This window comes from Amycolatopsis sp. NPDC104587, from assembly GCF_055583645.1.
The window spans coordinates 53,647-73,015 of record NZ_JBVJNO010000006.1 but is presented as its reverse complement, the minus strand read 5'-3'; the positions used below and the strand labels follow the sequence as shown (position 1 = coordinate 73,015).

General features: G+C 71.4%; 22 protein-coding genes. 8 read left to right on the top strand and 14 right to left on the bottom strand.

Going from position 1 to position 19,369, the window contains the following annotated elements; genetic code table 11:
• Positions 1–3 precede the first annotated feature (3 nt).
• The 5 genes from ACZ61C_RS19095 to ACZ61C_RS19075 form a co-directional block, all read right to left on the bottom strand.
• A complete protein-coding gene (locus ACZ61C_RS19095) occupies positions 4–552 on the bottom strand; it encodes a NuoB/complex I 20 kDa subunit family protein (RefSeq protein WP_155548771.1) in 549 nt (182 codons plus the stop codon).
• A 4-nt stretch (positions 553–556) separates the two neighbouring features.
• A complete protein-coding gene (locus tag ACZ61C_RS19090) occupies positions 557–976 on the bottom strand; it encodes an NADH-quinone oxidoreductase subunit A (protein WP_465308443.1) in 420 nt (139 codons plus the stop codon).
• Positions 977–1,472: 496 nt separating this feature from the next.
• Positions 1,473–2,759 (bottom strand): geranylgeranyl reductase family protein, encoded by a 1,287-nt coding sequence (locus tag ACZ61C_RS19085; RefSeq protein WP_465308441.1) that lies wholly within the window; start codon positions 2,757–2,759, stop codon positions 1,473–1,475.
• Positions 2,760–2,769: 10 nt separating this feature from the next.
• The gene (locus ACZ61C_RS19080; protein ID WP_465308439.1) at positions 2,770–3,459 is read right to left on the bottom strand and encodes a class I SAM-dependent methyltransferase; all 690 of its coding nucleotides are present in this window, start codon (positions 3,457–3,459) and stop codon (positions 2,770–2,772) included.
• A gap of 9 nt (positions 3,460–3,468) precedes the next feature.
• On the bottom strand, positions 3,469–4,014 hold the full coding sequence (locus tag ACZ61C_RS19075) for a DUF4386 domain-containing protein (protein WP_465308437.1): 546 nt from the start codon (positions 4,012–4,014) through the stop codon (positions 3,469–3,471).
• A gap of 53 nt (positions 4,015–4,067) precedes the next feature.
• Between ACZ61C_RS19075 and ACZ61C_RS19070 the strand changes: the two genes are divergently transcribed.
• Positions 4,068–4,535, top strand: a complete 468-nt coding sequence (locus ACZ61C_RS19070) for a MarR family winged helix-turn-helix transcriptional regulator (protein WP_465308435.1) — start codon at positions 4,068–4,070, stop codon at positions 4,533–4,535.
• A gap of 3 nt (positions 4,536–4,538) precedes the next feature.
• Here ACZ61C_RS19070 and ACZ61C_RS19065 read toward each other — a convergent pair whose 3' ends face one another.
• Both ACZ61C_RS19065 and ACZ61C_RS19060 read right to left on the bottom strand, forming a co-directional pair.
• Complete coding sequence (locus ACZ61C_RS19065) at positions 4,539–5,642, bottom strand: glycosyltransferase family 4 protein (RefSeq protein ID WP_465308433.1); 1,104 nt, start codon at positions 5,640–5,642, stop codon at positions 4,539–4,541.
• Position 5,643: 1 nt separating this feature from the next.
• Entirely contained in the window at positions 5,644–6,762 is a 1,119-nt protein-coding gene (locus ACZ61C_RS19060) for a glycosyltransferase family 4 protein (RefSeq protein ID WP_465308431.1), read from the bottom strand.
• Positions 6,763–6,890: 128 nt separating this feature from the next.
• On the opposite strand from ACZ61C_RS19060, the gene ACZ61C_RS19055 reads away from it, so the two are divergent.
• Positions 6,891–7,727 carry an inositol monophosphatase family protein gene (locus tag ACZ61C_RS19055; protein WP_465308429.1) on the top strand — a complete coding sequence of 279 codons (837 nt, stop codon included), beginning with the start codon at positions 6,891–6,893 and terminating at the stop codon, positions 7,725–7,727.
• Between the two features lie 301 nt (positions 7,728–8,028).
• On the opposite strand, the gene ACZ61C_RS19050 is transcribed toward ACZ61C_RS19055, so the two are convergent.
• From ACZ61C_RS19050 to menD, 3 genes are all read right to left on the bottom strand, one after another.
• Positions 8,029–8,478 (bottom strand): DUF3592 domain-containing protein, encoded by a 450-nt coding sequence (locus ACZ61C_RS19050; protein WP_465308427.1) that lies wholly within the window; start codon positions 8,476–8,478, stop codon positions 8,029–8,031.
• 16 nt (positions 8,479–8,494) lie between these two features.
• Complete coding sequence (locus ACZ61C_RS19045) at positions 8,495–10,012, bottom strand: M1 family metallopeptidase (RefSeq protein ID WP_465308425.1); 1,518 nt, start codon at positions 10,010–10,012, stop codon at positions 8,495–8,497.
• Positions 10,013–10,196: 184 nt separating this feature from the next.
• Positions 10,197–11,870: a 2-succinyl-5-enolpyruvyl-6-hydroxy-3-cyclohexene-1-carboxylic-acid synthase gene (menD, locus tag ACZ61C_RS19040; RefSeq protein WP_465308423.1), complete on the bottom strand. Its 1,674-nt coding sequence runs from the start codon at positions 11,868–11,870 to the stop codon at positions 10,197–10,199.
• A 51-nt stretch (positions 11,871–11,921) separates the two neighbouring features.
• Here menD and ACZ61C_RS19035 point away from each other — a divergent pair, with 51 nt between their 5' ends.
• The 4 genes from ACZ61C_RS19035 to ACZ61C_RS19020 are packed head-to-tail and all read left to right on the top strand — an operon-like array spanning position 11,922 to position 15,101.
• Complete coding sequence (locus ACZ61C_RS19035) at positions 11,922–12,845, top strand: 1,4-dihydroxy-2-naphthoyl-CoA synthase (protein ID WP_465308421.1); 924 nt, start codon at positions 11,922–11,924, stop codon at positions 12,843–12,845.
• Position 12,846: 1 nt separating this feature from the next.
• The gene (gene menE / locus ACZ61C_RS19030; protein WP_465309403.1) at positions 12,847–13,980 is read left to right on the top strand and encodes an o-succinylbenzoate--CoA ligase; all 1,134 of its coding nucleotides are present in this window, start codon (positions 12,847–12,849) and stop codon (positions 13,978–13,980) included.
• Between the two features lie 51 nt (positions 13,981–14,031).
• Positions 14,032–14,178 carry a hypothetical protein gene (locus ACZ61C_RS19025; protein ID WP_465308419.1) on the top strand — a complete coding sequence of 49 codons (147 nt, stop codon included), beginning with the start codon at positions 14,032–14,034 and terminating at the stop codon, positions 14,176–14,178.
• A 50-nt stretch (positions 14,179–14,228) separates the two neighbouring features.
• Positions 14,229–15,101: a 1,4-dihydroxy-2-naphthoate polyprenyltransferase gene (locus tag ACZ61C_RS19020; protein ID WP_465309401.1), complete on the top strand. Its 873-nt coding sequence runs from the start codon at positions 14,229–14,231 to the stop codon at positions 15,099–15,101.
• Positions 15,102–15,139: 38 nt separating this feature from the next.
• Here the strand turns inward: ACZ61C_RS19020 and cds1 are convergent, their stop codons facing one another.
• Genes cds1 through ACZ61C_RS19005 form a run of 3 tightly spaced genes read right to left on the bottom strand, consistent with a single transcriptional unit; the run spans position 15,140 to position 16,973 of the window.
• Positions 15,140–16,216, bottom strand: coding sequence for an L-cysteine desulfhydrase Cds1 (cds1, locus tag ACZ61C_RS19015; RefSeq protein WP_465308417.1), 1,077 nt, complete (start codon positions 16,214–16,216; stop codon positions 15,140–15,142).
• A complete protein-coding gene (locus ACZ61C_RS19010) occupies positions 16,213–16,488 on the bottom strand; it encodes a DUF4229 domain-containing protein (protein ID WP_465308415.1) in 276 nt (91 codons plus the stop codon). Before ACZ61C_RS19010 ends, cds1 begins: the two co-directional genes overlap by 4 nt.
• Positions 16,489–16,499: 11 nt before the next feature.
• Positions 16,500–16,973 carry an Lrp/AsnC family transcriptional regulator gene (locus tag ACZ61C_RS19005; protein ID WP_465308413.1) on the bottom strand — a complete coding sequence of 158 codons (474 nt, stop codon included), beginning with the start codon at positions 16,971–16,973 and terminating at the stop codon, positions 16,500–16,502.
• A gap of 281 nt (positions 16,974–17,254) precedes the next feature.
• Here ACZ61C_RS19005 and ACZ61C_RS19000 point away from each other — a divergent pair, with 281 nt between their 5' ends.
• Both ACZ61C_RS19000 and ACZ61C_RS18995 read left to right on the top strand, forming a co-directional pair.
• Positions 17,255–17,467 carry a BldC family transcriptional regulator gene (locus ACZ61C_RS19000; protein ID WP_072474890.1) on the top strand — a complete coding sequence of 71 codons (213 nt, stop codon included), beginning with the start codon at positions 17,255–17,257 and terminating at the stop codon, positions 17,465–17,467.
• A gap of 146 nt (positions 17,468–17,613) precedes the next feature.
• Entirely contained in the window at positions 17,614–17,799 is a 186-nt protein-coding gene (locus ACZ61C_RS18995; protein WP_465308411.1) for a hypothetical protein, read from the top strand.
• Between the two features lie 204 nt (positions 17,800–18,003).
• Here the strand turns inward: ACZ61C_RS18995 and ACZ61C_RS18990 are convergent, their stop codons facing one another.
• Positions 18,004–19,314, bottom strand: a complete 1,311-nt coding sequence (locus tag ACZ61C_RS18990) for a MinD/ParA family ATP-binding protein (protein ID WP_465308409.1) — start codon at positions 19,312–19,314, stop codon at positions 18,004–18,006.
• Between the last annotated feature and the right edge of the window lie 55 nt (positions 19,315–19,369).

Genomic DNA, 19,369 nt, shown 5'->3' with positions numbered 1-19,369 from the left:
GCTCTACTTCTTCGCGTACTTGATCGACGACGCGACGAGCTCGGTGCGGGCCCCGCTGGCGGCGCGGATCGCGGCGCGGCGGGCGTTGATCGGCTCGTCCTGGATCTTGGCGTGCAGCTTGAGGATCGCGTCCAGCAGCATCTCCGGCCGCGGCGGGCAGCCGGGCAGGTACATGTCCACCGGCACGACGTGGTCGACCCCCTGGACGACCGCGTAGTTGTTGAACATGCCGCCGGAGGACGCGCAGACGCCCATCGCGAGCACCCACTTGGGCTCGGCCATCTGGTCGTAGATCTGGCGCAGGACCGGCGCCATCTTCTGGGTGACCCGCCCGGCGACGATCATCAGGTCGGCCTGCCGCGGCGTCGCGCTGAAGCGCTCCATGCCGAAGCGGGCGATGTCGTAGCGGGAACCGCCGACGGTCATCATCTCGATCGCGCAGCAGGCGAGCCCGAAGGTGGCCGGCCACATCGAGTTCTTCCGCGACCAGTTGACGAGACCTTCGAGACTGGCCAGCAGGATGCCGTTGGGGAGTTTCTCTTCGAGGCCCATGGGTCTAGTTCCAATCCAGGCCGCCGCGCCGCCACACGTAGGCGTACGCGAAGCCGACCGTCGCGATGAACAGCAGGATCTCCACCAGGCCGAACGTGCCCAGCGCGTCCGCCTGCACGGCGAACGGGTAGAGGAAGACCATCTCGATGTCGAACAGGATGAACAGCATCGCGGTGATGTAGTACGCCACCGGCATCCGGCCGCCGCCGACGAGCGGCTGCGGCGACGGCTCGATGCCGCACTCGTAGGCGGCGAGCTTGGCCTTGTTGTAGCGGCTGGGGCCGACGAGCGGGCCCAGCAGCACCGACAACACGGCGAAGCCGAGGGCCAGCACGAACAACAGGACCAGGGGCAGGTAGGGCTTCAGGCTCGGGGCCTCTTGCGCCAGCTGCACCGTGTCGGTCCGGGTCAGCAACGTCAGCACGGGGTCTTCGCCATCCTTTCCGCGCCGCTGCGGTTTGCTTGTGGTGGAACTGCGGGCCTCGTCGGCACCCTAAGGGACCTGGGTCACACCGCCGAGGGTCAGGGTCTCCTTACGGCCCGTGGCGGGGCCCGGGCGTGCTTGTGAAATAGTTCACAAGCCACTCGTCGTGGATGTGAAGGGATTCACAAAGCATGGGGGGAGTGTAGGACGCGACTCACATTCTTGTCCCTAGCCCCCCGTGTTATAAGGGTGCCCTAACCTCGGCCGCCAACGTTGTCACGGCTCGGCAACGGCGCCCGCGCGACCTGCGCGAAGGCTCTTCAAGATCGCTACACGGCCGGACAATCCGGGCGCGCCCGTGTGAGCTATCCCACTGACCGCACGGCCAACTTGCTAGTCCACTCGTGTGTCCGCGCGCGAGCAACCCCGCACTTTCACGTGAAAGTGCGCACCTGGGCCCCGCACTTTCACGTGAAAGTGCGGGGTTGGGAGGAGGTCAGCGCGGGGAGGGGGCCGCCTTGGCGAGGGCTGAGATGAGGCGGTCGACGCCGTCGCCGCCCTTGGCGTCGTAGCAGCCCGAGAGGCCCTTGTAGACCAGCGGGAGGATCTTGTTGATCCGCAGCCCGTACTTGGTGCACGCGTGCATGATCTTCGGCTTGCCGATGATCTTCGCGAAGACGTTCCCCAGCTGGTAGTAGCCGCCCATCAGCTCGCGGACCGCGCGCGGGTACGCCTCCAGCGCCCGCTCCCGCGAAGGCCCTTCACGCCGCGCCAGCGCCTGCACGACGACCTCCGCCGCGATCTGCGCGGACTCCATCGCCGCCGAGATGCCTTCGCCGTTGAACGGGCTGACCATGCCGCCCGCGTCGCCGAGCAGCAGGAGGCCGTCGCGGTAGTGCGGGGTGCGGTTGAAGCCCATCGGGAGGCCGGCGCCGCCGACCTTGCCGATCGCGTTCTCCTCGCGGTAGCCCCACTCCTCCGGCGTCCCGTCGAGCCACTGGCGCAGCAGCGCGCGGTAGTCCGTGTTCCGGAAGGACGCCGACGTCGACAGCATGCCGAGGCCGACGTTCACCGTGCCGTCGCCGAGCGGGAACGCCCAGCCGTAGCCCGGCAGCAGCTTCGGGTCGCGCGGGTCCGACCGGTCCCACAGCTCGAGGTGGCCCTCGATGAACGGGTCGTCGTGGCGCGGGCTCTTGTAGTACTGGCGCACCGCGACGCCCATCGGGCGCTTCTCGTTCTTCTGGATCCCGACGCTCAGCGCGAGCCGCGCGGACACCCCGTCGCAGGCCAGCACCAGCGGCGCGCGGTACTTCACCGGCGTGCGCTCCGGGCCGACCTTGGCCTCGACGCCGACCACGCGCCCGGTGGCGTCGGTGATGGCGCTCGTGACGGTCGTGCGCTCGTACAGCCGCGCGCCCGCCTTCACCGCGAGCTTCGCCAGCAGGTCGTCGAAGTCGTGACGCGTGCGGGAAACGCCGTACGGCGGGTAGCTCGTCAGGTCCGGCCAGTCGAGCTCCAGCGTGAGGTCGCCGGTGAGGATCCGCAGGCCGCGGCTGTGCACCCAGCCCGCGTCCTCGCTGGTGTCGATCCCGAGGTCGATCAGCTGCTTGACGCCGCGCGGGGTCAGGCCGTCGCCGCAGACCTTCTCGCGGGGGAACTCGGTCTTCTCCAGCAGCAGGACGTCGACGCCCGAGCGGGCCAGGTAGGTGGCCACGGTGGACCCGGCGGGCCCGGCGCCGACGACGATGACTTCGGCGTCTTGGTCTGCGGTGCGACGACTCATACGCGCGAGTTTAGGCAGGCTTGCGCGCGCGGTGGATCGCCACGACGCCGAATGTGAGGTTCAACCACTCGACGTCGGCCCAGCCCGCGCTCGCGATGATCTCGCCGAGCGTGCGCTGGTCGGGCCAGGTGAGCATCGATTCGGCCAGGTAGGAGTACGCCTCGGGGTTCGACGACGTCCGCTTGCCGACCCAGGTGAGCAGCTTCAGCATGAACCGCCGGTGGATGAACCGGATCGGCGCGAACGGCGGCGTCGAGACCTCGCAGATGACCAGGCGGCCGCCGGGCTTGACGACCCGCGCGATCTCGGTGAGCGCGGCCTTCGGGTCGACGAAGTTGCGCAGCGCCAGCGAGATCGTCACGGCGTCGAAGCTCTCGTCGGCGAACGGGAGGTTCAGCGCGTCCGCCGCGACCATCGGGACCTTGCGGTGCAGCCCGGCCCGGAGCATGCCGAACGAGAAGTCCGCGGCCAGGCACCAGGCGCCACCGCGGGCGTACTCGACGGTGGACACCCCGGTGCCGGCGGCGAGGTCCAGGACCTTCTCGCCGCGGCGGGCGTCGAGCACGCGGGCGGTGGTGGTGCGCCAGCGGCGGTCGAAGCCGAAGGTCATGAACGAGTTCGCCCGGTCGTACCCGTCCGCGACGCCGTCGAACATGGCGGCGACTTCGTGCGGGTCCTTGTCCAGGCTTGCGCGTGACATGGCTTGAGATTAGTCGCGGCGCTTGACGAAGGTTGCGAGCACCAGCCAGATGAGCCCGCCGAAGCGGCCGACCGGGATCAGCGGGTACAGCACGTCGGTCAGCATGCTGAACGCCGAGAGCCCGGCCAGCGCCGCGACGACGTACCCGGTGATCGCCAGCCAGCGCGGCGTGGACCGGGCGACGGCCGCGATGAGCAGCGCGAGCGGCACCGCGAACCCGAACGCGCCCGCGGCGAACGCCAGCGAGGTGAAGGCGCGGGCGACGTCCGGGGTCTGCACGGCCGTCCAGGTGGCGAGGCCGCTCAGCAGCAGCGAGCCCGACGCGAGCAGTCCCCCGGCGAAGCCGAGCTGCGGCGGTCTGGCCGCGGCGGTCCAGGTCGCGAGCGAGAGCCCCGCCCCGAAGACGACCAGCGCGAGCAGCTGGACGAGGCCCTGGTGCGTCGTGGTGTAGGCCGCGACGTCGGCGGCGGAGGAGTCCGGGCGGGTGCCGGTGGCGCCGAGCACTCCCCCGGCGACGGTGAACAGGACGTAGGCGATGACTGCGATTCGTTTCATGCCTTAAACGATTACACTGGTGTAATCGATTGTCAACGACTATCGTTCCGGCCATGGACGGTCCCCGGTTCGGCACCGCGTTCCAGCTGGCCCAGGTCGGCGCGCACGCGGCCCAGCGGTTCACCGAGCGCATCGCCGAGCTGGAGCTGACCCCGGCGCAGGTCGGCCTGCTGCGGCTGGTCGCGATGCGGCCGGGCCAGAGCCAGCAGGCGCTGGCCAAGCAGCTCGGCACGCCGGCGACCCGGCTGGTCCCGCTGGTCGACGGCCTGGAGAAGCGCGGCCTGATCCACCGCCGCCGCAACGCGGAGGACCGGCGCCTCTACGCGCTGGAGCTGAGCCCGGAGGGCCGCGAGCTGATGGTCCGCGTCGCGCAGTCGGCGCTGTCGCACGAACGCGCGATCACCGCGTCCCTGACCGAGGACGAGCGCACGACCCTCCACGAGCTCCTGGCGAAGATCGCCGACGACCAGGGCCTCACCTCCGGCGTCCACCCCGGTTACAGCCGCCTCGGCAAGCCCTGAGCGTCAGCGGAAGGTGGCCAGCATCCCGGCCACCGCGGCGGGCCAGGTGAACTCCTCGGCCCGCGCCCGGGCCGCCGCGCGGCGCAGGTCTTCCGGGCTCTCCAGCAGGTCCGTCACGGCGGTGGCGAACGCGGGCGCGTGGTCGTCCACCGCCGCGCCGCAGCCGGGCCGCACGATCTCCCGCAGCGCCGACGACGCCGACACCACCACCGGTGTCCCGGACGCCAGCGCCTCCAAAGCCGCCAGGCCGAACGTCTCGTGCGGGCCCGGCGCCAGCGAGACGTCCGCACTGGCCAGCAGCCGCGCGACGTCGCCGCGGCCGGACAGGAACCCCAGGAACGTCACCGGCAGGCCGCGCGCCCGGCGTTCCAGCGCCCGCCGCCGCGGCCCGTCGCCCGCGACGACCAGCCGTACCCGCGCGCCCGCCTCCGTCAGCTCGGCAACCGTGTCCACGCTGCGCTCCACGTGCTTCTCCGGCGAAAGCCGTCCACAGTGGACGAGCAGGGCGTCCGCTCCCCCGCTCAGGTCGGTGCGCCAGCCGTCGTCGCGCATGGCGGGCCGGAACGTCGCGAGGTCGACGCCGAGGGGCACCCGGTGGACGTTCGGCGCCTCGATCCGGTCGAACTCCGCGCGGGCGAAGGCCGTGGTGCAGACGACCGTGTCGTAGCTCGCGGCCATCCGCTTGTTCGCGACGTCGGCGACGCGGCGCGCCACCGGCTCGGGCAGCAGGAACTGCTCCAGCAGGCGGTCGAGCCGCTCGTGCGAGATCACCGTGCTCGGCACGCCGTGGCGCCGCGCCCAGCCACCCATCCCCCGCAGCGTCAACCGGTCCGAGACCTCCAGCCGGTCGGGTTCGAGCTTCCGCAGCACCGCGCGGACCCGGTGCGGGTCGACGGCTCGGTAGCCGCCGGTGCCCGGGATCTTCGGCGCCGGCAGGGAAAACCGGCGGACACCGGTCGGCAGGACTTCGTCGGCGTAGCGGGTGCCGGGCACCACGAGCGTCACTTCGTGCCCGCTCGCGACGTACCCGGCGCCGAGGTGGTGCAGCGCCGTCTTCAGGCCGCCCGAGCGTGGTCCGTAGAAGTTCGCGAGCTGGACGATGTGCATGTCAGGCCGCGCGGGCGGCCCGGCCCTGCACGGCTTCGTAGTGCCCCATCAGCTCGCGGCAGACGGCGGGCCAGGTGCGCCCGAGCACGACCTTGCGCGCCTTCTCGCCGAGCCGCGCCCGCAGCGCGGGGTCGCGCAGTGCGTCGATCTTCTCGACCAGCGCCGCGGCGAACAGCTCGCGGTCGGCGGGCAGCAGGTAGCCGGTGCGGCCGGGCAGGACGAGGTCCTTCGGGCCGCCCGCGTCCGGCGCGAGCACCGGCAGGCCGGACGCCATGGCCTCCTGCACCGCCTGGCAGAACGTCTCGTGCGGGCCGGTGTGGACGAAGACGTCGAAGCTCGCGTAAGCCGCCGAAAGCTCGTCGCCGTACTTCGCGCCGAGGAACGCGGCGTCCGGGAGCTGCTCCTTGAGGGATTCGAGCTCCGGCCCGTCACCGACGACGACCACGCGGATCCCGGGCACGCCGGCCAGCGCGGCCAGCCGGTCGACCTCCTTCTCCGGCGCCAGCCGGCCGACGAACCCGACGAGCAGCTCGCCGTCCGGCGCGAGCTCGGCCCGCAGCGCGGCATCGGCGTGGTCCGGGGAGAACCGGTCGATGTCGACCCCGCGCGCCCAGCGGTGCACCCGCGGGACGCCGTGCAGCCGCAGCTGCTCGACGGAGTCGCTGGAGGGCGCCAGCGTCCGGTCGGCGCGCGAGTGCAGCCGCCGCACCCAGCGCCACGCGGCGCGGGCGGCGATGCCGAAGCCGTACGCGGCGGCGAACCCGGCGATGTCGGTCTGGTAGACGGCGATCGACGGCACCCGCAGCCGCCGTGCCGCGGCGAGCCCGCGCGCGCCGACCACGAACGGCGAGGCCAGGTGCACGACGTCTGGGCCGAAGGCGGCCAGCGCGTTCAGCACGGTGCGCGTCGGCACGCCGATCGGCAGCGAGTGGACGCCGGGGAAGTCGAGCGCGGGGATCCGGATCACCGGCGCGCCGCGGTAGGAGTCCGGGCCGGGCCCGGGCGCGATGATCAGCACGTCGTGCCGGCGCTCGCGCAGGTGCTCGACCACCCGGAGGACGGAGTTGGTCACGCCGTTCACCTGGGGCAGGAAACTTTCGGTGACTATCGCGACTCGCACGATCCGACCTTCGCACCCGATCCTGGCGACCGCGTGACACGGCGGCCAACGGTTCCGGAACAGATCGGCTACGACATGTCATCTCAAGGTCGTGTCCCGGAAACCAGCGGGGCCCAGACTAAGCAGGCATGACCCTCTTGTCCTCCAGGCCGCCGCGGCCCGTGGAGCCCGGCCTGCTGTCGAGGGCCCTCGAAGTGGCCGGGCGCCTGGCCAACGACGCGACCGACGTGATCACCGCGACCGCCGGCCGGGGTGCGCACCCGGCCACCTTGGACTCGCCGTTCGACTGGGTCACCGACACCGACCGCATCCTCGAACGGCACACCCGGCGCGTGCTGACCGCGGAGTTCCCGGGCATCCCGGTGGTCGGCCACGAGTTCGGCGCCGACCACGGCGCGGACGTCGCCGAGTACCGGTGGGTGGTCGACTCGGTGGACGGCACGGCCAACTACGTCGCCGGAGTGCCGTGGTGCGCGTACAGCCTGGCGCTGGTCGACGCGGCCGGCCCGGTGGTGGGAGTGGTGGCGGACCCGTACCGCGCCCAGATCTACGCAGCGGCGCGCGGACGAGGGGCCCGCGCGAACGGCAAACCGGTCAAGCTGACCGACCGCTGCGTGACGGCGGGCGCGCTGGTCTGCACGGAGTTCGCCCGCCGAGGCCCCTGGCCGGGCATGGGCGGCTTCATCGAGCGAGCGGCAGCGGCCCACGCGGGAGTGCGGGTCCTGGGCTCAGCGGCCCTGTCGATCGCCCAGGTGGCCCTGGGCCACGCGGCGGCGGCGGTCCTGCACAGCTACCACGAATGGGACGTCGCGGGCTCGGTGGCCATGGCCATCGAGGCCGGAGCGGTGGTCCTGGACAAGCACGGCGAGGACACGGCGCTGCCCACGGACGGACTGCTGGTGGCGGCACCGGGAGTGGCGGACGAGGTCCTGGGCTGGTGGCAGGAGACGGCCCACGCAGGCTAAGAGCGGCGGTTATCCACATCGGGTCCGGTTGTCCACAGATTTGCCGCGTCATCCTTTCGGGCGGCCCGGTGCCGATAGGCTGGGACAGGGCACGGCCCCCAGGGTGTGGCGGGGATCTGTCCGGGGGGGGCGGAGGTCTGTCCGGGGAGCGGAGATCTGTCCCGGGGGGGGCGGGGATCTGTCCGGCGCGGCCCTTGGCCGGAGCCGCGGTTTGCACCGTTTGTCGTGGCGTCGGCGCGGTGGGGCTGGAGCCTGGCTCAGCGCCTCCAGCGCCGGAAGACGAGGAGCGGGAGAAGCCAGGTCAGGCGGCAGCCGCCACCTCAGCCCGAGCCCGCCGGTTCTGCCGCCGTATCCACCAAAGAACCGGCCCGGCCACCAACCAGGTGAAAACGACAAAACTCCCCAGCGGCAACAAGGTCAACGCCGCCGACCGCCCCGCCACCCGGGCCAGCTCCGGATCGGTCGCGTCGTACTCGATCCGGACCAGCTGCCCCGCAGCCAGCCCGTCCGGGTACAACACCCCGTTCGCCGGACTGTGCACGATCCCGTCCGGCGTCTCGAAATGGATGATCGTGCGGTCGAACGCCACCGAGTCGACCGTCGCCGTGGCCTGGCCGAGCTGGGCGGAGATCGCGCGGTCGTTGCGGATCGCCGCGAAGAGCAGGCAGACGCACATCACGGTGAGGAGCGAGGCGACGCCGATGGTGGTCCACCAGCCGACGCGCCTCGCCCGCTCACCTTTCGTGCTCACGCCGCGAGCGTAGCGGCTACCCCGCGTGTTCGGCGGCGAGGTTCCGGTGGTTCGCCTGGATCTGGTCGTACGACTTCGGCTTCACCGAAGCCGCCCGTGCGGTGAAGGCCGCCGGGGTCGTGCCGTTCGGGCCGACGGACGGCTTGCCCGCCGTGTACAGCCACGTCTGGAACAGGTCGTACAGCGGCTTGCCCGAGACCTTCTCCGCCAGCGCGATGAACTCCTGGATCCGGCCGTGCGACCCGCCCTTCTGGACCTGCCACGCCTTCAAAATGGCAAAGAACGCCTCGTCGCCGACGGCTGTCCGCAGCGCCTGGAGCGTCAGCGCGCCCCGGTCGTAGACGGCGTTGTCGAACTGGTTGTCCGCGCCCGGGTCGGCCGGGACGAGCTTCCACAGGTCGCCGTCGGCCGGGTTGGAGTCGTACGTGTACTGCGCGAGCTCGGCGACCGTGCCCTCGCCCTCGTGCTCCGACCACAGCCACTCGGCGTAGGACGCGAAGCCCTCGTTCAGCCAGATGTCGCTCCAGCGGCCGAGCGAGACGTTGTCGCCGAACCACTGGTGGGCGTTCTCGTGCGCGATCAGCGTCGTGTTGGAGCCGGCCGCGAAGTTGCGCGCGCCGTACGTCGGCCGGGTCTGGTTCTCCAGCGAGAAGCCGATGCCGCTGGTCACGACGCCGCCCTCGGCCTCGAACGGGTACGGGCCGAACTTGGTCGCCAGGAACGCGTCGATCTCCGGGGTGCGCTCGACGCTGGCCTTCGCCGCGTACAGCGAGTCGCCCAGGTCGGAGCCGTACGCCGTGATGAACGGCTTGCCGTCCGGCGTCGTCGACTGGTTCAGCTCGTACTTGCCCACGATGAACGACGTCAGGTACGTGGCCTGCTGCTTCGTGCTGCGCCACTGCCAGCGGGTCCAGCCGGCGCGGCTCTTCGTTTTGCGGACGAGCGTCCCGTTGGTGACGGCAACGTTGTCATCCGGGGCCTCGATGGAGACGTCGTAGGTCGCCTTGTCGGTCGGGTGGTCGTTGGCCGGGAACCACCAGGCGGAGCTCTGCGGCTCGTCGACGCCGAGCGCGCCGAAGGAGCCCTTCTTCCAGCCGTTGATCCCGTCGACCGTCTCGGTGGACGGCGTGTCCGAGTAGGCGACGACGACCGTCGCGGTCTGGCCCTTGAGCAGCGGCTGCGCCGGCGTGACGACGAGCTCGCCGTTGCCGGTCTGGTTGGTGAACTGCGCGGGGCGGTTGTTCACCAGCACGCTCGACGCCTTGAGCGCGAAGTCCAGGTCGAAGCGCGAGAGGTCCTGGGTCGCGGTGAGCAGCAACGTCGTCGTCCCGGCGAGGACGTCGGTCGCCGGCTGGTAGGTCAGGCGGATGTCGTAGTGCAGCACGTCCGTCCCGCCGTTGCCGGCGTTCGGGTAGTACGAGTCACCGACGCCGGGCGCACCGGGCGTCGGGGCCGCACTGGCGGTGCCGGCCAGCAGCACCGACGCGACGCCGGCCGCGAGCACACCGAGGCCGGTGCGAGTTCTTGCACGCATTCGAATCCCTCCAACGGGTGAGGAGCAGCGCGCTCGAACGTAGCCAGCCAGGAAGCACCCAGGAACAGCCGAAGGGAGGATCTTGCCTGCTGGGATCCCACCCGGAAAGCGGTTGACCGGCACCTGCGCACTTTCACGTGAAAGTGCGCACCTGGGGGCCGCACTTTCACGTGAAAGTGCGGCCTTAGACCGCGGAGACGGCCGAAGACACCGCGGAGCGCAGGCGGGCGTGCAGGTCGCGGTGCCGCGAACGGTCCACTCGCACCTCGACGACCCGCAGCCCGGGCGCGGGCCGTAGCGCCGCCTGGAACTCCGTCAGCGTCTCGGCCACCACGTGCGGGACGCGGTAGCCGGCGCACAGCGCGCCCAGGTCGGCGCCGTGCGGGGTCCCGAAGACGCGCTCGAAGCTCGCCGAGTGCTCGGGCGCGCCCTGCTCCAGCAACGAAAAGATGCCGCCGCCGTCGTCGTTGCACACGACGATCGTCAGGTCCGGGCGCTGCTCGGCGGGCCCGGTGAGCAGCCCGGACGCGTCGTGCAGGAACGTCAGGTCGCCCAGCAGCGCGTACGACGGGCCGCGGTGGACGTACGCCGCGCCGATCGCCGTCGAGACCGTGCCGTCGATGCCCGCGACGCCGCGGTTGCGGTGCACGAGCACGTCCGGGCGCAGCCGGCCGGCCAGGGCGACGTCACGGGTCGGGTTGGACGAGCCCACCACCAGCAGCGAGTCCGCGGGCAGCGCATCCACCAGCTCCGAGGCCAGGCGCAGCCCGGACGGCCACGGCTCCGAGGCCAGCACCGAGGCGACCGCCGAGGACGCCGCCGCGTCGGCCCGGCGCCAGCTCGCCAGCCACTCCGGGTCGGCGGGCTTGGTCGGCTCGTCGAACCACTGCCCGACCTGCCGGACGTTGTGCGCGGGCGCCGGCCAGTCCGAGTCGGGACGCACCAGCAGCACCTCGACCGAGGCGTCGGAGAGCACCTTCTGGATCTGCCGGAACACCGTCGGCCGGCCGAGGCACAGCACCTGCTCCGGCTTGTGCCGGGTGATGAAGTCCTCGACGCCCAGCAGCCACGCGCCGGACGAAATCGCCGTGCCGCCGGACAGCCCGAGGCCGCCGGTCTCCGAGATCACCGGCCAGCCGTGCTGCTCGGCCCACTCGCTCGCCGCCTGCACACCGGTGTCACACGCGATGACCAGGCCGTGGCGCGCCGAGGGCACCACGAACGACGGCAGCGCGCCGAAGTCCGGCAGCTCGGTCCAACGCTCGCCGTCGGGACGACCTTCAAGCGATTCGTACCACTCACCGTCGTCCAGGTCGGGCACGAGCGGCTCGCGGAACGGGATGTTCAGGTGCACCGGCCCGCAGCGCCACTCGCCGTACGCGGCGTTCCAGGCCCGGCAGATCTGGCTGCGCCAGTACGAGTTCTGCCCGGCCCGCCGCTCGGCGACGGCCAGCTCGTCGAAGTAGCGGGCGGCGTCACCGTAGAGCTGGTGCTGGTCGATGACCTGCGACGCGCCGGCCGCGCGCAGCTCGGGCGGCCGGTCGGCGGTCAGCACGATCAGCGGGACACCGGCGCGGTCGGCCTCCAGGACGGCGGGGTGGAAGTTCGCGGCCGCGGTGCCGGACGTGCAGAGCACGGCCACCGGGCGGCCGGTGCGCGCGGCGATGCCGAGCGCGAGGAACGCGGCGCCCCGCTCGTCGATGCGGACGTGGAGCCGGAGCTTCCCGGCGGCCGCCGCGTCGTACAGCGCGATGGACAGTGGCGCGTTGCGGGAGCCCGGGCAGAGGACGACGTGCGAAACGGTGTTGCGGACGAGTTCGTCGACGATGACCCTGGCCTGCGCGGTGGAAGGGTTCACCGGCAGGCTCCGTCGAGATCAGATGTGTCCACAGGTCCTATTCTCCCAAACGTGGATGACGCCCGAGTTTCCGAGCTGTTCGATCCGGCCGCGTGGACCGAGGTCGAAGGTTTCGCCTTCACCGACATCACCTACCACCGTTCCGCTGAGAACCGCGGTGGCAAACGCGTGGTGCGCGTCGCGTTCGACCGTCCGGAGGTCCGCAACGCCTTCCGGCCGCACACCGTCGACGAGCTCTACCGGGCGCTGGACCACGCCCGGATGAGCTCGGACGTCGGGTGCGTCCTGCTCACCGGCAACGGCCCCTCGCCCAAGGACGGCGGGTGGGCGTTCTGCTCCGGTGGTGACCAGCGTATTCGCGGACGCTCCGGGTATCAGTACGCGAGCGGCGAGACCTCCGACACGGTGGACCCCGCGCGGGCCGGCCGGCTGCACATCCTCGAGGTCCAGCGGCTGATCCGGTTCCTGCCGAAACCGGTGATCGCGGTCGTGCCGGGCTGGGCCGCGGGCGGCGGGCACTCCCTGCACGTGGTGTGCGATCTCACGCTGGCTTCCGAGGAGCACGCGAAGTTCAAGCAGACCGACGCCGACGTCGGCTCGTTCGACGGCGGGTACGGCTCGGCCTACCTCGCGAAGATGGTCGGCCAGAAGTTCGCCCGCGAGATCTTCTTCCTCGGCCGGGAGTACTCCGCCGCGGACATGCACCGGATGGGCGCGGTCAACGCCGTCGTCCCGCACGCCGACCTGGAGAAAGAGGCGCTGGACTGGGCGTGGACGATCGTCGGCAAGTCGCCGACGGCGCAGCGCATGCTCAAGTACGCGTTCAACCTCACCGACGACGGCCTCGTCGGCCAGCAGCTCTTCGCCGGGGAAACCACCCGGTTGGCCTACATGCAGGACGAAGCCGTCGAAGGCCGGGACGCGTTCCTCCAGAAGCGTGACCCCGATTTCAAGGACACCCCCTATTACTACTGAGCTGCGCCCGGTCCACCTCGACGGTTCGCCCAAGGCGCTCGAAGCACTGAAGAAGGCCCTCGCGGACGCGCTGGGCGGCGGCCCGGCGGTCCTGCCGTTCACCGACCCGGCGCTGCGGGACGCGATGGCGCCGGGCGAGCCCGCCGAGTCGAACACCGCCGTGGTCATCGCCACCTCGGGCTCGACCGGCGCGCCCAAAGGGGTGCTGCTCTCGGCCCGCGCGCTGACCGCGTCCGCCGAGGCGACGCACACGCGGCTCGGCGGGCCCGGGCACTGGCTGCTCGCGACGCCGGCGCACTACATCGGCGGGCTGCAGGTGCTGGTCCGCTCGCTGCTGGCGGGCACCGAACCGGCGCTGCTCACCGGCCAGGGCTTCCGGCCGGACGCCTTCGCGGCCGCCGCGGCGACGCTGACCGGGGGTCCGCGGTACACCGCGCTCGTGCCGACCCAGCTCGTCCGGCTGCTCGACGACGGCGGCGCGGGATTGGCCGCGGCGAAGTCGTTCGACGCGATCGTGGTCGGCGCGGCGGCGACGTCGGCGGACCTGCGCGAGCGCGCGGCCGACGCCGGGGTCCGGATCGTGCCCGCGTACGGCATGAGCGAGACGGCAAGCGGCTGCGTCTACGACGGCTTCCCGCTGGACGGCGTCCGGGTCGACCTCGACGGCGGCCGGATCCGGATCGCGGGCGACGTCCTCGCCCACGGCTACCGGGGCCGGCCGGACCTGACGGCGGAGTCGTTCGGCGACGGCTGGTTCACGACGTCCGACCGTGGTGTTCGCCACGCAGACGGCCGCCTGGAGGTCCTCGGCCGGGCCGACGACATGATCAACACCGGCGGGGTGAAGGTGTCCGCGAACGCCGTCGAGCGGTGCCTCTGCGCGCAGCCGGGCGTGCGGGACGCGTGTGTCGTCGGGGTGCCGGACCCGGAGTGGGGCGAGGCCGTGGTGGCGCTCGTCGTCCCCTCCGGTGAACCTCGCGAAGCGGACGAACTGCGAGCCGCGGTCCGGGCCGAGCTCGGCGCGGCGGCCACGCCGAAACGCGTTGAATACTGCGCTGAGCTGCCCCTTCGCGGACCGGGCAAGATCGACCGGGCGGCGGTGAAGACCCGACTTGAGTCGGGTTCGCGCGGCTGAATGGTGGCACTTCGTTGACACGCACGGGGTGCGCCCGCTTGGCTACTCACCATGACGCGCTGGATCAAGACTGTTCTCATCAGCACCGCCGTCACGCTGGGGGTTCTCGTCTCCGCGGGTTCGGCGCTCGCCGCCGAAGGCCCCACGGTCGACCCCAACAGCGGCTCGCTCGTCTGGCAGCTGCCGACCGACGACTGACTTCCCGGGTTCCCGCTCGCGGGTGATCACCATGGCGTTGAATGACGTCCATGGCGAGCATGAGCGAGTGGGTCGAGGGCGCGCGGCCGCGGACGCTGCCGAACGCGGTGGCGCCGGTCGTGGCGGGGGTCGGGGCGACTATCGCGCTGGACGCGTTCTCCTGGTGGCGTTCGGTGCTGGCGCTGCTGGTCTCCCTCTCGCTGATCGTCGGGGTCAACTACGCCAACGACTACTCCGACGGCATCCGCGGCACGGACGAGAACCGCGTCGGCCCGCTGCGCCTGGTCGGCTCCGGCGTGGCCGCACCGAAGGCCGTGCTCCGGGCGGCACTGGTCTCGCTCGGCCTGGCCGGGGCGCTGGGGCTCGTGCTGGTGGTCAGCAGCGGGCACTGGTGGCTGCTCGCGATGGGCGCGTTGTGCATCCTCGGCGCGTGGTTCTACACCGGCGGCAAGAAGCCCTACGGCTACTACGGCTTCGGCGAGATCGCCGTTTTTGTGTTCTTCGGCCTGGCCGGCGTGCTCGGCACGGTGTACGTCCAAGCGGGCCGGGTCAGCTGGGCCGCGCTGCTGTGCGCGGTCGCGGTCGGCTGCTTCTCGACGGCGGTCCTGACCGCCAACAACCTGCGTGACATCCCGACCGACGTCGAGGCCGGCAAGCGCACGCTGGCGACGCGTCTCGGCGACCGCGGCACCCGGAACCTCTACCTGACGCTCGTGGCGGTGCCGTTCGTGCTCAGCGTGGTCCTGCAGTTCGCGACCCACTCGCTCGCCGTGCTCACCCTGCTCAGCGCGCCCCTGCTGGTCCAGTCCGTCAAGGCGATCGTCCGGAACGCCACCGGCCGCGCCCTGATCCCCGCGCTGCGCGACACCGGGCTGGCGATGCTGGCGTGGGCGGTGCTGGCCGCGATCGGCCTGAACCTCTGAGCCCGGCGCGGCTTGTCAGCGACAACGTCCACAAGGGATCAGTCGTCGGCGGCGAACTTGCCCGTCGTCAGGAACTCCTCGAACAACGCGGTGTGCGGCGCGAGGTCCAGACCTTGCTGCGCGACCCAGTCGTCGTTGTAGTACGTGTGCGCGTACCGCTCGCCGCCGTCGCAGAGCAGCGTCACGACGCTGCCGGCCTGGCCGTCCTCGACCATCCGGGAGATGAGCCGGAACGCGCCGTAGAGGTTCGTGCCGGTCGAGCCGCCCGCCCAGTGGCCGGTGCGCTCGCGCAGCAGCCGGATCGCCGCCAGCGAGCCGGCGTCGGGGATCCGGAACATCTCGTCGATGACGCCGGGGACGAACGACGGCTCGCAGCGCGGGCGGCCGATGCCCTCGATGCGGGAGGGCATGCCGGTGGCGTAGTCGAGCGCGCCGGTTTCCCAGGCGCCGAAGAACGACGAGTTCTCCGGGTCGACGACGCAGACCTTCGTCGTGTGCCGCTTGTAGCGGACGTACCGGCCGAAGGTCGCGCTCGTGCCGCCCGTGCCCGCGCCGACGACGATCCAGCTGGGCACCGGGTGGCGCTCGGAGCGCATCTGCGCGAACACCGACTCGGCGATGTTGTTGTTGCCCCGCCAGTCCGTCGCGCGCTCGGCGTAGGTGAACTGGTCGAGGTAGTGCCCGCCGCTCTCGGCCGCGAGCCGCTCGGCCTCGGGGTACATCGACGGGGCTTCGTCGACGTAGTGGCACTCGCCGCCGTAGAACTCGATGAGGGCGATCTTCTCCCTCGACGTCCGGCGCGGCACGACGGTGATGAAGCGCAGCCCGAGCATCCGCGCGAAGTAGGCCTCGGACACCGCGGTGGAGCCACTGGAGGCCTCGACGAGCACGGTGTCCGGCCCGATCTGGCCGTTGACCAGCCCGTACAGGAACAGCGACCGGGCCAGCCGGTGCTTCAGCGAGCCGGTCGGGTGGACGGACTCGTCCTTGAGGTAGAGGTCGATGCCCCACTCCGGGGGCAGCGGGAAGACGTGCAGGTGGGTGTCGGCGCTGCGGTTGGCGTCGGCCTCGATGATCCGGACGGCTTCGCGCACCCAGCTGCGGCTGTGCGTCATTCCGGCTGACCCGGGGTGTCACCGCGGAGCTCGGCACGCAGCTGCGCACGGGCCCGGGCGCGCTTCTCGTTGCGCTTCGCCAGGCCGGCCGTGACGCGGGCGTTAAGCGGGCGGAACAGCAGCAGGCCCAGCGGCAGCCCGGCGACCAGCCCGATCAGGACGGCGACCAGCAGCGGCACGCCCACCAGGAACAGCGCCCACGCGATCACCCCGACCAGCGCGAACCGCGCCAGGAGGTACAGCGTCAGGTCACGGGGCAGGTTGGTCTCCACACTGACGCAGGTTACGCCCCGCCCGTGCGGTCCTTCTGCAGGCCCGCGTTGTTCGGGCGGCCCTCGAACCGCGTCGAAAGCACCACGGTCGTGTTCGTCCGCCCGACGCCTGGGATGCGCCGGAGCCGGGCGAGGCTGCGCTCGAGCTCGTCGACGGTCGACACGCGCACCTTGACGACGAACGCCTCGTCGCCGGCCACGGCGTAGCAGCTCTCGACCTCGTCGAGCTCGCCGAGCGCCGCGGCGACGTCGTCCTCGGTCGCGGTGTCGGTCGGATGGATGCCGACCAGGGCGGTGACCCCGAGGCCGACCGAGCTCGGGTCGACGACCGCGTGATAGCCGGTGATCACGCCCGCGGCTTCCAGCTTGCCCACCCGTTCGTGTACCGACGACGCGGACAACCCGACCGCTCGGCCGAGGTCGGCGTAAGTGGCCCGTCCGTTGACGCGCAACGCTGCGATGATCTTCCGGTCCAACTGATCCACGGGGATCACTCTATGCGGTCGGACAATCCCCCATTGGCACCACGCCTCACGGCCGATGACCGGGCGGACCGCGTCCGGGCACGTCAAGTGACCCGGGAAATTAGTTGCACACCGTAAGCAAACTGTCCGTTTTGACCTTTAAGGGCTCTTTACTCAGGGACAACCGTTCGAGTACCTGACGGGTGAAGTGCAACGATTGCCGTGTTGGCTACCCCGGCGGAACGGGCCAGAAGGGCCCGGACGCCTCCGGTATAGCAGTGAGGTCGTTAAGGAGGCGGAAAATGACCGCGACGATGGGCGGACGACTGCTCACCCCTGGCGAGGTGGCAGCGCTGTTCCGGGTGGACCCGAAGACCGTGACCCGGTGGGCGACCGCGGGCCGGATCGGCTCGATCCGGACCCCGGGCGGGCACCGGCGGTTCCGGGAGTCCGAGGTGAACGAGCTCCTCGCCGAGCTGACCACCGACGCCAGCGAACCGGCGCGCAAGGCCTGAACCAACTCCGGCGCGGGGCCGTGCCGGGAACGGGGAACCACCCCCGTCCCGCGCGGCCCTTCGTGTGTGGTCACCCGGCTTGAGGCCCACCACACGGCCGAAGAGGTTAACCTCGGGGGACTGGCAGCCATACGGAAGGATCCGGCATGCTCGCTCTGCTCGCGGCGGTCGGCGCGCTGGTCGTCGCCCTGCTCCTGTGGCGGTCGTTCGCCGGTCAGCGGATCGGGGTGCCCTCGACTCCTCGCCGGGCCCCGATCGCCCCGGACGACGACCCCGACTTCCTGCGCCAGCTGGCCGAACAGCAGCGCAAACGCCGGGACGAAGACGGCTAGCCCGTCACCTCTGCTTTACCCGAGACCGCACGCCCGGCCCGGCGTGACTCCGAGCGGAACCCGCGTGATCAAACCCGTGACCCGCGTGATCAGGCCCGGAACTCGCGTGATCAAAGCCGGAACTCGCGAGTTACGGCTCCAGTCACGTGAGTTACGGGCCCAGTCACGCGAGTGACGGGTCTGGTCACGTGAGATCCGGGGCGGTCAGCGGTAGCCCTGGGAAAGCGGGGTGGCGAAGCCGTCGGCGACCGTTGCCGCCAGGTCCAGCAGGGCCAGGCGGGTGTCGCCCGACAGGCGGTCCAGCTCGATCTCCGCGCCTTCCTCCAGGTGCGGGTCGAACGGCACCTTGCACACCGCCCGGACCTTCGCGCCGAAGTGCGCCGAGAGCTTGTCGAGGTCGACCGAACCACCCTTGGGACGGACCGAGTTGATCACGGCCACCGAGCGTTTCACCAGCTCGCCGTAGCCGTGGGCCTCGAGCCAGTCCAGCGTCGCCGAAGCGCTGCGGGCGCCGTCGACCGAGCCGGACGAGACCACCACCAGCGCGTCCGCGACGTCCAGGACGCCCTTCATCGCCGAGTGCATCAGGCCGGTGCCGCAGTCGGTGAGCACGATGTTGTAGAAGTGCTCCAGCAGGTTGACCGTGCGGCGGTAGTCGTCCTCGGAGAAGGCCTCGGACACGGCCGGGTCCTGCTCGCTCGCGAGGATCTCCAGCCGGCTGGCGCCCTGGGACGTGTACGACCGGACGTCGCTGTAGCGCGTGATGCGGGCCGCGTCGCGCAGGAGGTGGCGGACCGTCGCCGTGGTCTCCAGCGGGAGCTTCTGCGACAGCGTGCCGCGGTCCGGGTTGGCGTCCACCGCCACCACGCGGTCGCCGCGCAGCGAGGCGAACGTCGCCCCGAGCGTCGTGGTCACCGTGGTCTTGCCGACGCCGCCCTTCAGCGACAGCATCGCAATCTTGTAGCACCCGCGCAGCGGCTGGTTGACGCGCGCGATCAGGTCGCGGCGCTGGGTGTCGGCCGGGCTCTCCCCCGGGTTGATCAGCTTGCCGGACCCGACGTAGACGGCCTTGCGCCAGCCGGACTGCGGCGGCCGCTTCACCTGCTTGACCAGGTGCGCGGTCGACAGGTCGTGGCCGTGGCCACCCGGCTGCTGCGGCGGCGCCGCGTGCCGGCCGCCCTGGGGCTGCGGCAGCCCGGACGGCTGCTGCTGCGGGTACTGGGCCTGCGCCTGGGGGTACTGCTGCTGCGGCTGCAGCGGCGGGAGGTTCTGGTCGTAGCCGTACTGGGGCACCTGGTGCGGCCCCGAAACGGCCGGGTTCGGCACCTGGTGCGGCCCGGACACCGCCGGGTTCGCCGGCGGCGCGACGGCCTGCGTCGGCTGCACGTCGAACGCCCCCGAGGTCTCCGGGTGCGGGTGCGAGTCCGTCCGGTCGTCGGCGAACAGGTTCGCCTCAGGCTGCTGCTCGGCCTGTTCGGGGTGGCCAGGAGCCGATTCTTCGCTGGGTCCGGTCACCGGTGTAAACCTCCGCGCACTCCGCCGACATCGCTCTCCCCTGAAGACGACGGTA

Excerpts from the sequence above, each read along its gene's own strand:
- ACZ61C_RS19000 (WP_072474890.1), top strand. The coding sequence starts at position 17,255 with ATGACCGCGACGATGGGCGGACGACTGCTCACCCCTGGCGAGGTGGCA.
- ACZ61C_RS19055 (WP_465308429.1), top strand. The coding sequence starts at position 6,891 with ATGACCCTCTTGTCCTCCAGGCCGCCGCGGCCCGTGGAGCCCGGCCTG.
- ACZ61C_RS19095 (WP_155548771.1), bottom strand. The coding sequence starts at position 552 with ATGGGCCTCGAAGAGAAACTCCCCAACGGCATCCTGCTGGCCAGTCTC.
- ACZ61C_RS19075 (WP_465308437.1), bottom strand. The coding sequence starts at position 4,014 with ATGAAACGAATCGCAGTCATCGCCTACGTCCTGTTCACCGTCGCCGGG.
- cds1 (WP_465308417.1), bottom strand. The coding sequence starts at position 16,216 with ATGACGCACAGCCGCAGCTGGGTGCGCGAAGCCGTCCGGATCATCGAG.
- ACZ61C_RS19020 (WP_465309401.1), top strand. The coding sequence starts at position 14,229 with ATGGCGAGCATGAGCGAGTGGGTCGAGGGCGCGCGGCCGCGGACGCTG.
- ACZ61C_RS19085 (WP_465308441.1), bottom strand. The coding sequence starts at position 2,759 with ATGAGTCGTCGCACCGCAGACCAAGACGCCGAAGTCATCGTCGTCGGC.
- ACZ61C_RS19070 (WP_465308435.1), top strand. The coding sequence starts at position 4,068 with ATGGACGGTCCCCGGTTCGGCACCGCGTTCCAGCTGGCCCAGGTCGGC.
- ACZ61C_RS19080 (WP_465308439.1), bottom strand. The coding sequence starts at position 3,459 with ATGTCACGCGCAAGCCTGGACAAGGACCCGCACGAAGTCGCCGCCATG.
- ACZ61C_RS19045 (WP_465308425.1), bottom strand. The coding sequence starts at position 10,012 with ATGCGTGCAAGAACTCGCACCGGCCTCGGTGTGCTCGCGGCCGGCGTC.
- ACZ61C_RS18995 (WP_465308411.1), top strand. The coding sequence starts at position 17,614 with ATGCTCGCTCTGCTCGCGGCGGTCGGCGCGCTGGTCGTCGCCCTGCTC.
- ACZ61C_RS19025 (WP_465308419.1), top strand. The coding sequence starts at position 14,032 with ATGACGCGCTGGATCAAGACTGTTCTCATCAGCACCGCCGTCACGCTG.
- ACZ61C_RS19065 (WP_465308433.1), bottom strand. The coding sequence starts at position 5,642 with ATGCACATCGTCCAGCTCGCGAACTTCTACGGACCACGCTCGGGCGGC.